This is a genomic window from Luteibacter sp. P4_E6 (assembly GCF_056401535.1).
Genome location: NZ_JBFUJE010000061.1, coordinates 1 through 14,044, shown reverse-complemented (window position 1 = coordinate 14,044; position 14,044 = coordinate 1). Strand labels below are relative to the sequence as shown.

Here is a 14,044-nt window from a genome sequence, read left to right as displayed (position 1 = left end):
ACGATGTCGTGAGTATTGTCATTGTTCATGGGCCGCACGGCAGCGGTCATTCCATCACAGCCGACCTGCTTCTCCACCTCAAGCAGCAAGCCTGTCAGGCTGGGCGCACACTGGAAATGCGGGCATGCGGTGCCTTGCGCGATTTCATCGCGGTGGTGGGTTCTGTCACGCCCGTGGCGACCGAATTCGTGCTCCTCGATCCGGGCAGTCTGACCTCCGAAATGCGTGCGCATCCCGAGTCGGGCTTGAGCCAGGCCATTGACGATCTGCGTGCGCCTTATATCGACGTCCACGACGAATTTGGTGATGGGCTTGAGTGCTGCGCCGGTCTGCAGAAGCCACCGGCGGCCACGGTCATCATCAACGGCAATATCGGGAGCAGTTATCGGATCGGTCTTCTTCTTGCGCTGAGGCGCCTCGAGTCGGCAAGCAGATCCGGATCGCGGCGGGCACACGATGATCCGCATTCACCGCAAAATCAGTCTACCGATCCATTTGCCCTGACCCCGCGACCGGTACGACCTGCCCCAGGAACGCCAACATCACGCCATTGAAGGCTTCGGGTCGCTGCAACGGGGCAAAATGGCTGACGTCAGGCAAAAGAACGAACCGAGCGCCCGGAATGCTGCGGGCGATGTACTCCGCGTGCGCACGCTCAATGAACTCGTCGTGCTCGCCAAGGACACTCCACACAGGAACCGAAACGTCCCTCAGCTGGTCAGGGCCGTAGTTGGGCTGTCCAGCCTGCATTACCCCCAGATCGACACGCATGGCCTCGAAGCCACCCACCACCGGTGAAAGGACCGCGTACTCGTTGACGTGGTGGCTGTAGATGCGGTCGATCACCGCCGATGACTTGAAGGGTCTGGCACCCGTGCTGTCGACGTTGCAGCCGAAGAAGAACACGCCGGCGGAGCGGCCCGGCGTTTCACGCGACAGGACGAGGGCCGTGTCCGCCCCGTCACTCCAGCCGACGAAGGCCGCCCGGTCAATGCCGAGCGCGTCCATCACGGCGCGGGTGTCGGACGCCATCAGTTCGTAGCTATAAGGCCTTCCATCACGGGTCGATCGCCCCTGCCCGCGACTGTCGATCACGATCGCCGTGTAACCTGCCTCGATCAGCGCGGGAACCTGATAGCCCCAGTTACCCGCATTCCCAAGGCCACCGTGCAACAGGACCACCGGCGGGCCGGACCCGAAGCTGGCGTACCAGATGCGGGCATTTTCGTTGCTGGCGTATCCGCTTGACACCGGCGTGGGTAGCGATGGAACGCCATGCACCGCGAGATGGGTCAGGTCGTCGTCGCGGGTGGCGGTCCGATCGCCCCGAGTTTCTCTGGCGAATGGCTCGTCGTTCATTGCTGCGGGGTATTCACTGAGCCGGCACCGGAATGATGGCCGAGATCCGCCAACTCTCCGGCGTGCGCAGCGCAAACTCATTTACGAGGAAGCGGTACGTCGCGTCGTGGCCATCGGCCGTGCCTGTCGTGATGTTTGTCGGCGCGAAGATATGTGCGACATCCACGCTGATCGGTAGCACCCTGATTTCGTCCTGCTCCGGCTCGAACCGCCAGCCACCCGCGAAGACATCGCGGAAGTGCTGGAGCACGGCATCGCGCCCGAAGAACCGGTACGCACGCGCAACAAACCGCACAGGGTCAGGTTGCCCAGACGCGGCGTGAGCGAGGACAGCGCCCATGGCGTCGATATCGTGAGCATTCTCCGCAGCCGCCTGGCGAAGAGACAGGGAGAGAATTTCGGCGATATCAGACTCAGTGATCATGGTTTCTCCGGGCGAAACTATAGGAAAAGCCTATGGAGAGGATAACGTATCGATCTTGGACGCTGGACCAACCCGGCCTCATGCTCCCGGGAATTCAACGACAACAGGACCTTCCCTTGTCTACCCACGCAGACTTCGAACTTTACGCGTTCTGGCGTACCGCGGCGACGCATCGGGTGCGAGTTGCGCTGAACATGAAGGGATGGGTCGCGCACGAGCGATTCGTCGATCTGGACAAAGGTGAGCAGACGTCCCCCGCGTACCTCGCCATCAGCGCGGCGGGCGTGATTCCGGCATTGGTTGAAAACGGTTACCCACCGTTGACACAGTCGATGTCGCAGGGCGGGTTTGACGAGGCCGGGTGGGACGCATGGCAGGTGCATTGGCTGACGTCCAGCCTGGAAAGTCTGGAGCGGCACCTGGTCGCCGATCCGCAAACGGGGCAGTTCTGTCACGGCGATACTCCGACCATGGCGGATATCTGCCTGGTGAGCATCGTGTTCCGTGCCCAGGCTCTGCAGATCGACCTCAACCGCACGCCGACCCTACGCAAGATCGTCGCGAACTGCGCTGTGCTCGATGCATTCGCTCGCGCGCATCCCTTTCTTCAGGAAGGCGCACCCTCCCCCAAGGACTAGCGCCCCGTTCAACGATATGGGCTGGCCGATCGGTAAGCTTACGGATTAGTGCTTAAGAAAGTCGGTCGCATATTGCATCACGGTCGGCGACGCCATGATGGTGTAGTGCGTCGTGCCAGGAATGACCGCCAACTGGTTGGGTGAGCGCAACGATCCATCCAGCCCTGCATCTCGCTGCCCGCCGCCGAGCAGTTTGTAGAACTCCGCGATGTGTTCGGGGCGGATGGAGTCCGCATCCGCAAACACGAGCAGTGTCCGGGCCTTGATGCCACGTATCCCCGCGGACCAGTCATAGTCCTTCGTGTTGAGTTCGCCCGTTTTGCGTATCAACCTCGGCCAGTCGACGCCAGGATACATCTGGCCCAGGGGAGAATTAGCGATGCTGGCTCCGATCGTGCCGGCTGCGGCCGTCATCTGTTCGAAGGCGACCTTGATCTCCGGATACTCGCCTTTGCGCGAATAATCGATCGAGACGGCAATTAGCTTGTCGAGCATATCGGGATGCCTGATCGCGAACTGCAACGCAATGGCACCGCCGAACGAATAACCCATGACGCTCGCTTTGTTGATTCTAAGATGCTTGAGCACCGCCGCCACATCGTCGGCATCCTGCTCGACTGACCAAGGCGCGGCCGTGTCCTTGCTGAGTCCGTGCCCGCGGGCGGAAATGGCAATCACCTTGAAGTTTTTTGCCATTTCCGTGAGCGGCGTCCCGAACATCTCGGCCGGGCTGACCCCACCGTGCAACATGACGAGCGGTGGACCATCACCACGGACTTCGTAATAGATCTCGGTCCCGTTCACTTTGGCGTAGCTGCCCTGGGCCGGTTGGGCCAACAGTAACGTGGGCATTGCCATAACGGCAATGAGCAAGAATGCTCGAGTGACTGTCTTCGACATGGTCTATCCCTCTCCGGGGTGGCCTTTCGGCTTTCTCTCATGGAACAAGGCGATAGCGCAAGGCATGTTCCCGCACATACACATCGATCCCCCGACCATGCCCCGCTCCGGCGAGCCGCCGCACGAGCGTCTTGCCGCTGCGTTGCCGCTCGCCGGCACGCCAGGACAGGCATACGTCGAGCGGCGCGGGATTACGCTCGCCATCGCAGATGCCGCCGGGATGCGTTTCGACCCCGATTGGAACGGTCGGCCGGCCGTCCTGATCGGCATGTACGAGCGTGAGGCACGGCTGACCTCGTTGCATGGCCGCTATCTCGAAACCCGGCGTGGGCAGGACAAGATGTTCACTATCGGCTCCGGTGGCGGTGTGGCCGCCTCGGGCGCAGGCTGGCGCAGCGAGCCAATGATTCTCGTGGAGGGCATTTTCGATGTCTTGTCGCTGGCGGTATGCGGCTGGGACAGCGTCGCCACGGTCGGACGTTGGGCGCCGTGGCTCCCAGAGGCCTGCTCGGGGCGCAGCGTGTGGTTGGCTTTCGACGCCAATGCGCCCGGCGAACGAGAGGTGGCGCACTACATCCGGCACTTGCGGCGCTCGACGACGCACCGACTGTTGCCGCCAGCTCATTGCAAGGATTGGAACACGGCGCTGATCAAGCGCGGTCCGGCTGCCCTTACCCGCTGGCTCCGTGAAAGCCTCCAGGCCCGTGCTACAACTAGCTGATGAGCGATTCCTCCCGTCCCGAAATCTACGTAAGTACCGACGTCGAAGTCGACGGCCCGATTCCCGGCCCGCATTCAATGCTCAGCTTCGCATCGGCCGCCTATACCGCTGACAAGACGCTCCTGGGTACGTTTACGGCAAACCTCGAATTGCTGCCCGACGCGAAGGGCCACCCCGACACGCTGGCATGGTGGGACAACCACCCCGAAGCCTGGCAGGCGACGCGTCATGAACCTCGCTCCCCTCAGGCAGCCATGACGGAATACGCCGAATGGCTGGAGGCGCTGCCAGGATCGCCCGTGTTCGTTGGCTACCCGGCGGCGTTCGATTTCATGTTCGTGTACTGGTACCTGATCCGCTTTGCCGGGCGCAGCCCTTTCAGCTTTTCCGCACTCGACATCAAGACCATGGCCATGGTGCTGCTACGCAAGGACTATCGGCGAAGCACCAAGAATGCCATGCCCCGGCGCTGGTTCGACGAACTGCCACACAACCACGTCGCGCTCGACGACGCGCTCGAACAGGGAGCACTGTTCTGCAACATGCTTAGCGAGATACGAAGACGCTGACATGAAACTGCGGCTACCCGCCATGGTCTGCTTCCGCGATGCCCTCAGTCCTTGAATATCGCCGGCGTACCCACCCAGATCATGCGTACTACGGACTTCCCTGCATTGCGCATGCTGTACGGGTGCCGCTGGTCGAAGTGCGCGCTGTCGCCGGCGTTCAGGACGAATTTCTTCCGGCCAACCGTCATTTCGAGTGCGCCGCTCAGGATGTACCAGAAGCCCTCCCCTTCCCGATGGATTGTGGGCGCTACCAGGCCGGGCGGTACGGTCAGCCGGAGCGCTTCCATCTTTCGCTCGGCATGCCGACCGCTCAGGCGCTCGTAGACCACCGGCGATTCCAGGTCGATCCGGTCGTGCTCGTCGGCCCGGCAGACGATCTGCCCCGGCGTGGGAACGGCGACGAAGTAGTCGACATCGACATGCAGCGCCTGGGCGATGGCCTCCAGTGACAGCAGCGACGGGTGCGCAAGGTTCCTCTCGACCTGCGAGAGAAACGGTATGGAGAGGCCCGAGCTATTGGCGAGGCCTTGCAGGGTGAGCCCCAGGCCGCGTCGTCGGTCACGAATCGCGGAGCCGATGCTGAGCCCCGCTGCTTTATCCGGCGTCGCCTGTGCGGCCGCCATCGTTACGAGCTGTGGTCGCTGCTGATAAGCCATCGCGTGCCGACCTTGTGGAACAGCAGCGTCGTGATTCCCGACACCTCGGCGCCGGCGTCCGGCTTGAGGTGGTAGCGACCGACCACGAAGGCGTACTGGGAACCAAGCGGCTTGACGTCGATCAACTCCAGGGTGAGCTTGCCGAAGCTGGCGCCGGGCTTCTGGAAGCGCGAGGCATACATCGCTTCGATCGCATCGTAGCCCACGATGGTGCCGCTCGAGCTCACGTAGCGGGTGCCCGGGGCTCGCTCGTAGCATTCCATGAAGGTCTTCAGGTCACCGGCCGACCACGCCGCGGCGCTGGCGTCGAGCGCGTGCTTGATGGCTTGGGAGGGCGGCACGGCGGGCGCTTCAGCCGACACGGCGGCAGTTGTCGCCACTGCGCTCAGCGCGCAGAACAGAACGGACATCGTTTTCATGGCACCCCTGGAGCATCGGATAAGTAGCTCTTCCGCCGGTGGCGACCAGCAAAGCGGACGGCATCGGTCGGGACCCTTTTAGGCGGCTAATTGCGATTGCAACCTGATCGTAACGTAAAAGCTTGACGCCATCAAAACTTTTTGATCTGATCGGAATCAAGGACGATGCACCGCAGCAATCGCGGTTCAGACGGCTAGACATCCGGTGCCAGGGTAACCAGGGCGCAGCCGGTCAGGGACCTCCGGCATCAACCGAGCAAGGGCCGTCGCCCATGGGTCAGTCCATGGCTTCGACGTCCAGGGGCAAAGCACACGAACTCAAGAACACGCTCTCATTGAAGAGCGTGCGGGAAAGGTATGTACGTTTATTTCGGGGGAGTCCCATGAACCAAGATCTCAAGCGCACACTTCTCTACACAGCTTTGTTATCCGTGGCCCTGGCCTCAGGTGCTGCCAGCGCGCAGGACGCGACCACCTCCACGACCGCCGCCGACAAGAAAAAAGCCCAGGCATCCGACACGCCGCAGACCCTCGAAGGCATCACGGTCACTGCCGCCAAACGCGAGCAGGATATCCAGAAGGTGCCGATCAGCATGACCGCCCTGACCGGCGAACAGCTCGAGCGCCAGGGCGTGACCAGCCTCGTCGACCTGGCGCGCATCGCGCCGTCGCTGACCGTCGCTTCGTCAGGCCCCGGCGAGAATAACCTGATCATTCGTGGCATCTCGTCGAGCGCAGGCTCCGCCGCCACCGTCGGCTATTACCTCGACGACGTGCCTATCGCGGCATCGAGCAATGCCGCCCTGCTGTCGACGCGAGGCGTCATCGACCCTTCGATCTTCGACATCGACCGCGTCGAAGTGCTGCGCGGACCCCAGGGTACGATCTACGGATCCAGCTCCATGGGCGGTACGGTCAAGTACGTGACCGTCCAGCCGGACCTGGACTCCGTCGAGGCGCGCATCAAGACCGATGTCTCGGGCACCCACAACGGCGGTCCGAACGCTAACGTCAACGGCGTGCTGAACGTTCCCCTGATCAAGGACGCGGTCGCGCTGCGTGTGTCCGCGTACTACCGCGACGACGACGGCTATATCGATCGCTACCCGATCTCGCCGACCAATTACCTCGAGGCGGATCCGGACGGCAAGAAGAAGGACAACGTCAACACGTACAAGACCTACGGCACGCGCGTCGCGATGCTGATCAAGCCGGACGACACGCTTTCCATCACGCCCAGCTTCATCTACCAGTATTCCAAGCTGGGATCGCCGTTTACCTACGACAAGATCCCCGCGACGCTTAGCGATCCGTACCAGGTGCGCGACGTCAACGAAGCCAATGTGCAGAAGTCGACGATATCCAATATCGCCATCCACAAGCAGTTCGACGCGTTCGAGTTGATGTCGTCATCGTCGTATTTCACGCGCGATGTCAATATTCGCGACGACAGCTCAAAGGTCATCAATTACTTCTTCGGCTTGCCGAGTGTCTATCCGACCACGATGTACGGCAGCTACAAGAACAAGGAATTTACCGAAGAAGTGCGGGCGACCAGCAAGTTCGACGGTCCCGTGCAGGCCATCCTCGGGGCGTTCTATCATGACGTCCGCGCCCCGCTCGTCTCGTCGATCCCTTATCCCGACGGATTCAACCAGACGTTCAACACGCCCTTCCCGGCGTACTCGACGATCTACGCCGGTGCGCGCAATGCCACGCTCCACGAATACGCCGTGTTCGGCGAGTTGTCCTGGAACATCACCGATAAACTGAAAGCCAGCGCGGGCATCCGTGCATTCGAGGTCAAGCAGGGCTTCTCGCAGACCGGCGACGGCCTGCTCAACGGTGGCCCCAGTGCCGTGCAGAGCAGCTCGAAGGACTACGGCAGTACACCGAAGTTCACGCTGCAGTACCAGATCAGTCCCGAAAACATGGTCTATGCCACGGCCTCCCAGGGCTATCGGCCGGGTGGTCCAAACAACCCCGCGCCCGCGGCCCTGTGCGGCACGGAAGTGGCCGGCCTGGGTCTCAGCCAGTCGCAGTTGAACAAGTACAACCCGGATACGCTGTGGAACTATGAGCTGGGCTTCAAGAGCGCCTGGCTGGAGCATCGGTTGCTCGTCGACGCGTCGGTCTACCACATCGACTGGAACCACGTTCAACAGCAGATCGTCCTGGGCTGCGGCTACAACATCACCGCCAACTTCGGTAAGGCCGTCAGCCAGGGCGCGGAACTGGAAATGAAGTTCCTGCCGATCAACGCGGTGACATTGAGCGCCGGCTTCAGCTACAACGACGCACACCTGAAGAACGATGTGCCCGGTACGGATGCGAAGGACGGCGACCGCCTGGTGAACGTGCCGCGTTTCAGCGGCTCGCTCGCGGCCGAGTACCGCCATCGTGTCAACGTGCAGTACGACGGTTTCATGCGCGCCGACCTCAGCTACGTCGGGAATTCGAACTTCCTGTACGACAGGGACAGCCCGTTCTATCGCCGGGGTGGTTTCGCCACCACCAACATCCGCATGGGCGTGGAAGGTCGTAACGGCTTCGATATCTCGCTGTACGCCACCAACCTGTTCGACAAGCATGGCGAGACCGACCTGCCGGTCGCTATTTCAGCCGATCTGCCGACGACCCGTCGCGTCGCCCTCAACCAGCCGCGTACGATCGGCGTCACCTTGCAGTACCAGTACTGAAGTCTTCTACAATCGAAGGGGCCATTTTGGAGGAATGACCCATGTTTTCCGGTTTGAGTGCATTTCCACTGACTCCCTTGAATGAGGCGGGCATCGACGAGGCCACCTTCGTCCGACTGATTGAGCGGCTCGCCGGCGCGGGGGTCGATTCCATCGGAGCCTTGGGTTCGACGGGTAGCTATGCCTATCTCACGCGACAGGAGCGCCTGCGTGTTGCGCAGCTTGCCGTGCAGCACGCGGGCGAGATTCCTGTGATGGTCGGCATAGGCGCCCTACGTACGCGCGATGTCCTGGAACTGGCACAGGTTGCGCAGAAGGTCGGTGTGCGCGGCGTACTGCTGGCCCCTATGTCCTATCAGAAGCTCACGGAAGATGAGGTCTTCGGGCTTTTTGAAGCCGTGACCAGCTCGCTGTCCGTGCCGTTATGCGTGTACGACAACCCGACTACGACGCACTTCGAATTCACCGATGAATTGCATGGCCGAATCGCGCAGCTTCCGAACGTTGCGTCGATCAAGATTCCGGGCGTACCGGCCGATCCCGCCGCGGCTCGCTCGCGCGTTGAGCGGTTGCGCGCTTTGATTCCCGCGCACGTAACGATCGGCGTCAGCGGCGATGCCTTCGCCGCCACCGGCCTGAACGCGGGATGCGAAGCCTGGTATTCGGTGATTGGTGGCCTTTTCCCGCAGCTCGCCCTGGCGATCACGCGGGCCGCCCAAGCGGGGAACGCGCAGGAGGCTGAGCGGCTGTCCGAACGGCTCGCGCCTCTGTGGAAGCTGTTCCTTCAATACGGTGGCCTACGCGTCGTCGCTAAGGCCGCTGAACTTCGCGGACTGGCCGCCAGGTGTCTGCCCTTGCCGGTCAAGCCGCTGCAACCGGACGCGACGCAGCGCCTGGGCGCCATTCTCGACGAACTCGAGCTGGCCTAACCTTCGCTATGGGATGACGGTGTCATGTCGGATTCGTATACGCACCGCCTGGCCGTCGCCACTTCCGTGGCCGAGCCTGGCATCCACCCCGACGATAAAAACCTCGTCGCGTCGCTGAGAGGCTTCGGCGTCGAGGTGACTGCTTGTATCTGGAATGACCCTGCCGTGGATTGGGCGACCTTCGACGCCGTGCTGATCCGTTCGATCTGGGACTACTTCAAGCATTACGCCCGCTTTAAACAATGGCTTGGCCAGCTACCCGTGCCAACGATCAACAACAAGGAGCTGCTGCTCTGGAATAGCGACAAGCGTTACCTTATCGAGTTGGCGACACACGGCGTTCCGATCATTCCCACGCAGATCGTGCCGGCATCGCAGTTGCCCGATACCCTGGCAGCCATGCCTTCTCGTGAGGTGGTGATCAAGCCGACGATAAGTGGTACGGCATGGCACACGGTGCGTGGCGTGGCCGGCGACACGGTGTTCGGTCAAGTCGTTGCGAAACTCCCGCCCGAGTTCGACTATTTGGTGCAGCCCTACGTGCCCGAAGTTGCCAGCGACGGAGAATGGTCGTTGCTATTCTTCGACGGGGAATACAGTCACGCAGTCATCAAGCGGCCCAAGGCCGGCGACTATCGTGTGCAAAGCGATTTCGGCGGCGTCGCCCAGGCGTCCGAACCCGGTGACGACCTGATTGCCAGTGCTAGCCGTGTCCTCGAGGCTGCGGCGGCGATGGGTCACGCCGACGTAGCCTATGCGCGCATCGACGGGGTTATCTCTCAGGGCCAATTCTTGCTGATGGAACTGGAAATGATTGAGCCCTTCCTGCATCTCGGACATCAGGTTGAAGCCTCGGAACGCTTTGCTGCCAATCTGGTTAGGCGATTGGCAGCTTCGACGGACTAAGGCGCCCTGCTCTTCCGCGCGACTTACCAGTCGGTCGGCCGATAATCCTTGAGGAACTGTCCCCACACGTGCTCACCAGAGTTGATGCCACTGATGATCGGATCGACGATGCGCGCCGCACCGTCAACGATGTCCAGCGGCGGGTGAAAGCGCTCTTCCAGCACCTTCTTCGCAGCCAGATCGGCCGGATCCTCGTCGGTCACCCAGCCGGTGTCGACGCTGTTCATGTGGATGCCGTCGTTGTAGTAGTCGGTGGCCGAGGTGCGCGTCATCATGTTGAGCGCGGCCTTCGCCATGTTGGTATGGGGATGGCGCGTGGTCTTGAAGTTGCGGTAGAACTGACCTTCCATCGCCGACACATTGACGATGTGCTTGTCGMGATCGGACGTGCGCAGCATCAGCGGCTTCAGTCGCGCGTTGATGATGAACGGCGCAATGGCATTGACCAGCTGCACTTCCAGCAATTCCACCGACGACACTTCGGCCATCAGTAACCGCCACGAATTGCGTTCGCGCAGATCGATCTGCTGAAGGTCCTGATCGAGTCGGCCCTCGGGGAACAGATGGCTCTGCGCCAGGAGCTCTTCGGGAAGCAGCGGCATCTGGGACAGCTCGGCGGCACGGGTCAGGCCAGGCAGATTCGCCGAAGCACCCGAATCAGGAAGGATGTTCGAGCCGCGCAGACCCTCGTAGTGACCGACCAGCTTGCGCACGTGTTCGGGCATGTCGTGCAGTGCAGCCGTCTCGCCATCCATCATGTGCGCGTAGAAGTCCGGCGGGCGACGCACGGTCTGGCAGGCGTTATTGATGATGAAGTCCAGCCGCGGCCGCGTGGCGACCAGCTCCTGGCAGAACGCTTCCACGCTGGGCGTGTGGCGAAGATCCAGTCCATAGACCTGCAGGCGATGGCCCCACTCGCCGAAGTCCGGTTCCTCGGCATAGCGTGCCGCCGAGTCGCGCGGGAAGCGTGTGGTGACGATCAGTTCCGCACCGGCGCGCAGTAGCTTCAGGCCAGCCTGATAACCGATCTTTACGCGACCACCTGTCAGCAGCGCGACGCGACCGCGCAGATCGACCAGCTCGGTGCGCTTGGCGTAGTTGAACGCGGCACAGTCGGGGCACAGCTGGTCGTAGAAGAAATGGATCGCCGAGTATTTCTTCTTGCACACATAACAGTGTTTGGGTTCGACCGACTCGCGCGGTTGCGCGGTGTCTGCATCGGGCGCGATGTCGTTGGCCTCGAAACCCTCCGGAGCGAACACATTCGGCGTGGTGAATACCGGCTTGCGACGCAGTACGCGGATGCCGGTCTGGTTGAGCACGGTATCCTCGGCCTGGATCTTCGACGCATGACGCGCCTTCTGCGCAGCCTTCAGCCGGATCCGACGCTCGCCCGGGTCGGGGTGATAGACCTGCGCCACCRCCTGATACAGGCGCTGGCGGTCCTCCGCCGGGAGGTCGTCCAGCAAGAGCCGATCGGCCGCAACCGATTCAAGGAGCTGCGCTGCGGCGCGCAGGCGCTCCAGCAGCGCGGTATCGGCGTCGGCAGCCGGTGGCGTAATAGTGGTCAAGTGCATGATCCGTAACGAGTAAAGCGGCACGGCGGCATATCCAGGAAGAGGATATCGCAGGTGGCGCACCGCGTATTTTGCCTGTAATGGCGCTGTTACGGGAAATGTCGCCGTGAAGACCCTCCCCGCGCGGGCCGGTGAACCAGTATCCGGGATGCTGCCTCGCTTAATAAATCAGCGGCTCGTCATGCGCTGACAGCACTCAGAAGTCGCGACATGGAGGACTGCCATTGCTGGGCACCCTCGGCACCCTCGCCGTCCTGCCATAGTTCAAGAAGCTCGGAATCCTTTGCGAGGATCCGTGCAATGACGCGCCGGGCCTTTTCAAGCAGCGCTTCCGTCGGCTTTTGATGGATGGTCTTAACCCAAGTGTCCACCTTCTCAGTGTAAGCGTCCGATTGCGTGCCGCGTCCGAGCAGCTTTGCCAGAACCTCGATCGCACCCACTGCTTCTTCGGCCGTCGGGGCTTCAAGGTACCCGGACTCCTGCTCGAGGACATTGTCGAGGGCCGCCTCGATGTAAGACAGATCTTGTGCGTCCTCGAGATCGTAGGCCCAGTCATTGGCCGTGTCGTTTCCAAAAGGTTCGTGTGACCATGCGCCCATTTCGCGTTCCTCTAAGCCCTGGTATTTCGAATTGCTTCGATGGGGGATGTACGTGATGCCCGCAACGCTGGCACGAGTACGGCTGCTTGACCGAGAAGCACAATCAGAACCACGCCTTCCACGAAATACTTCAACGGAAGGCTACTCATCTCGAAATGGCTGATCATCCATACGTTGAGTGAGACAGCGAGCACCGCACCCAGGGAAATACCACCCAACGCAATCAGCAGATTTTCGGTGAGGAAGTAGCTGAGGATGTCACGCTGGGTGGCACCCAGTGCCCGGCGCATACCGATTTGCTGATGTCGCTGAGAGACCCAAAAGCTAGTCAGCCCTACGATACCGGCAGCAGTAATGACCAGCAACAGGGCGCAGATCGCCGTCATCAGCGTGGCCATCCCGCGATCCACTTTATAGGCCTCCTCACGAACCTGGTCGAAAGTGCGAATCCCTTCGTTGGGCGGGAAGACGCGCATGAGGTCGAGCTTGACCAGGGCGGCAGGGGCTTCGTTGGTGATCGCCAGGAGTTGTCCTGGCTTGCTTCGGATCAGGTAGTTGCCGCTACTGCTTGAAAGCAGCGCAGGAACCAGGACGGCATATTCGGCGAAGCTGGCGGTGGGAGACGGCGCCTGCAGCCGCTCGACGACGCCGATCACCGTACTGGGCGACGGCATGCTGTTACCGATATAGATTTGCTTGCCAAGGGCCGAGCCATCGGGATACACCTTGTCCGCCAGGGCTTTGGTGATGATGACCGCGGCAGGCGGAGTGACCTTGGATGGATCGAAGAAACCTATTTCGTCCGCTCGAAAGTTTCTTCCCGCGACAAGACGGGCGCCCATCGTGGCAAGCGCATGGTCATCGGTGAAATATTCCGCAGCCAGTGCGATTCGCGCTTTCACACCCGGATCGGTACGTATGCCTTCTGTCGAACTATGGCCCGACAACGGATAGGATCCGGTCTGGGTTGCGTCTTCGACGCCTGGCAGCAGGCGTAGTGCTTGCAGATCTGCCTTGGTAAGCGACGGAATGGCGTTAGCGTCCACTCCAGCCCAACGGTATTGAATCGCCAGCATATTGCTTTCAACCATGCCGGTTGGCTTGGACATACGATCGATACGCTGCTCAACGATATAAAACGCGTTGCAAATCACTGCGAAGGTCAGAGCAATCTGTAGCACGATCAGCGTAGTTCCCGCTTTGTGTCGCTTAAGCGCGCTGAGGATCGGTCGAATCTGTACACTGATCATGAATTCCGTTACCAGGTGGGCTTTACTGAAGCTGCGCGCCAGGCAGGATAGATTGCCGCCAGAACGGTCGCGGATACGGCAACGCAGAAGGTCAGTGCAACCAGCGATGCATTGAGCGTGGCCAGTCGGGCAATGGACGGCTCGAACACCAGGCCCACCCCGAACATGCCGGCACCTGTCAGCAACAGTCCAAGCATCCCTCCGGCCAGACCGACGGTACCTGCTTCGATCAGGAACTGCTCGTGAATCGCCTTGCGAGGTGCGCCAAGCGCCCGGCGAACCGCGATTTCCGGTGCGCGTCGCATGAACTTGGCCAGTAAGAGGCCCACCGTGTTAACCAGGCATATGAGCAGAAATCCCGCGGAAATCAAAAGAGAAATCCTCGACTCCGCAGGCAC

Annotated in this window: 16 protein-coding genes; 6 read left to right on the top strand and 10 right to left on the bottom strand. The window is 61.3% G+C overall.

All coding sequences use genetic code 11. The features are described 5' to 3' along the window. The 3 genes from AC1DT2_RS06395 to AC1DT2_RS06385 all read right to left on the bottom strand — a co-directional run. Window positions 1-467: hypothetical protein (locus AC1DT2_RS06395; RefSeq protein WP_477295235.1), on the bottom strand; the 467-nt coding region annotated here is incomplete at its 3' end. Between the two features lie 16 nt (window positions 468-483). Further along, window positions 484-1,359: an alpha/beta fold hydrolase gene (locus AC1DT2_RS06390; RefSeq protein ID WP_477295233.1), complete on the bottom strand. Its 876-nt coding sequence runs from the start codon at window positions 1,357-1,359 to the stop codon at window positions 484-486. A gap of 13 nt (window positions 1,360-1,372) precedes the next feature. Continuing rightward, a complete protein-coding gene (locus tag AC1DT2_RS06385) occupies window positions 1,373-1,783 on the bottom strand; it encodes a YybH family protein (RefSeq protein WP_477295231.1) in 411 nt (136 codons plus the stop codon). Window positions 1,784-1,815: 32 nt separating this feature from the next. On the opposite strand from AC1DT2_RS06385, the gene AC1DT2_RS06380 reads away from it, so the two are divergent. After that, on the top strand, window positions 1,816-2,421 hold the full coding sequence (locus AC1DT2_RS06380; RefSeq protein ID WP_477295229.1) for a glutathione S-transferase C-terminal domain-containing protein: 606 nt from the start codon (window positions 1,816-1,818) through the stop codon (window positions 2,419-2,421). A 45-nt stretch (window positions 2,422-2,466) separates the two neighbouring features. On the opposite strand, the gene AC1DT2_RS06375 is transcribed toward AC1DT2_RS06380, so the two are convergent. Next, a complete protein-coding gene (locus AC1DT2_RS06375; protein WP_477295227.1) occupies window positions 2,467-3,321 on the bottom strand; it encodes an alpha/beta fold hydrolase in 855 nt (284 codons plus the stop codon). Between AC1DT2_RS06375 and AC1DT2_RS06370 the strand changes: the two genes are divergently transcribed. Together AC1DT2_RS06370 and AC1DT2_RS06365 are read left to right on the top strand one after the other, a co-directional pair. Next, window positions 3,305-4,042, top strand: coding sequence for a toprim domain-containing protein (locus AC1DT2_RS06370; protein ID WP_477295225.1), 738 nt, complete (start codon window positions 3,305-3,307; stop codon window positions 4,040-4,042). The genes AC1DT2_RS06375 and AC1DT2_RS06370 overlap by 17 nt on opposite strands. After that, window positions 4,042-4,611 carry a hypothetical protein gene (locus AC1DT2_RS06365; protein ID WP_477295223.1) on the top strand — a complete coding sequence of 190 codons (570 nt, stop codon included), beginning with the start codon at window positions 4,042-4,044 and terminating at the stop codon, window positions 4,609-4,611. Before AC1DT2_RS06370 ends, AC1DT2_RS06365 begins: the two co-directional genes overlap by 1 nt. A gap of 44 nt (window positions 4,612-4,655) precedes the next feature. Here the strand turns inward: AC1DT2_RS06365 and AC1DT2_RS06360 are convergent, their stop codons facing one another. Together AC1DT2_RS06360 and AC1DT2_RS06355 are read right to left on the bottom strand one after the other, a co-directional pair. Then, window positions 4,656-5,267 carry a helix-turn-helix domain-containing protein gene (locus AC1DT2_RS06360; protein ID WP_477295221.1) on the bottom strand — a complete coding sequence of 204 codons (612 nt, stop codon included), beginning with the start codon at window positions 5,265-5,267 and terminating at the stop codon, window positions 4,656-4,658. Continuing rightward, on the bottom strand, window positions 5,237-5,686 hold the full coding sequence (locus tag AC1DT2_RS06355) for a YybH family protein (protein WP_477295218.1): 450 nt from the start codon (window positions 5,684-5,686) through the stop codon (window positions 5,237-5,239). Before AC1DT2_RS06355 ends, AC1DT2_RS06360 begins: the two co-directional genes overlap by 31 nt. 383 nt (window positions 5,687-6,069) lie before the next feature. On the opposite strand from AC1DT2_RS06355, the gene AC1DT2_RS06350 reads away from it, so the two are divergent. The 3 genes from AC1DT2_RS06350 to AC1DT2_RS06340 are packed head-to-tail and all read left to right on the top strand — an operon-like array spanning window position 6,070 to window position 10,220. Next, a complete protein-coding gene (locus AC1DT2_RS06350; RefSeq protein WP_477295216.1) occupies window positions 6,070-8,385 on the top strand; it encodes a TonB-dependent receptor in 2,316 nt (771 codons plus the stop codon). A gap of 41 nt (window positions 8,386-8,426) precedes the next feature. Then, entirely contained in the window at window positions 8,427-9,314 is an 888-nt protein-coding gene (locus tag AC1DT2_RS06345) for a dihydrodipicolinate synthase family protein (RefSeq protein WP_477295214.1), read from the top strand. Between the two features lie 24 nt (window positions 9,315-9,338). Beyond that, window positions 9,339-10,220, top strand: a complete 882-nt coding sequence (locus AC1DT2_RS06340) for an ATP-grasp domain-containing protein (protein WP_477295212.1) — start codon at window positions 9,339-9,341, stop codon at window positions 10,218-10,220. Between the two features lie 23 nt (window positions 10,221-10,243). On the opposite strand, the gene AC1DT2_RS06335 is transcribed toward AC1DT2_RS06340, so the two are convergent. The 4 genes from AC1DT2_RS06335 to AC1DT2_RS06320 form a co-directional block, all read right to left on the bottom strand. Next, window positions 10,244-11,797 carry an SDR family NAD(P)-dependent oxidoreductase gene (locus AC1DT2_RS06335; RefSeq protein WP_477295210.1) on the bottom strand — a complete coding sequence of 518 codons (1,554 nt, stop codon included), beginning with the start codon at window positions 11,795-11,797 and terminating at the stop codon, window positions 10,244-10,246. 179 nt (window positions 11,798-11,976) lie between these two features. Beyond that, window positions 11,977-12,396 (bottom strand): DUF4259 domain-containing protein, encoded by a 420-nt coding sequence (locus AC1DT2_RS06330; protein WP_063572580.1) that lies wholly within the window; start codon window positions 12,394-12,396, stop codon window positions 11,977-11,979. Window positions 12,397-12,407: 11 nt separating this feature from the next. Beyond that, the gene (locus tag AC1DT2_RS06325) at window positions 12,408-13,646 is read right to left on the bottom strand and encodes an ABC transporter permease (RefSeq protein WP_477295208.1); all 1,239 of its coding nucleotides are present in this window, start codon (window positions 13,644-13,646) and stop codon (window positions 12,408-12,410) included. An 8-nt stretch (window positions 13,647-13,654) separates the two neighbouring features. Then, the coding region (locus AC1DT2_RS06320; RefSeq protein ID WP_477295206.1) for an ABC transporter permease at window positions 13,655-14,044 on the bottom strand (390 nt) is incomplete at its 5' end.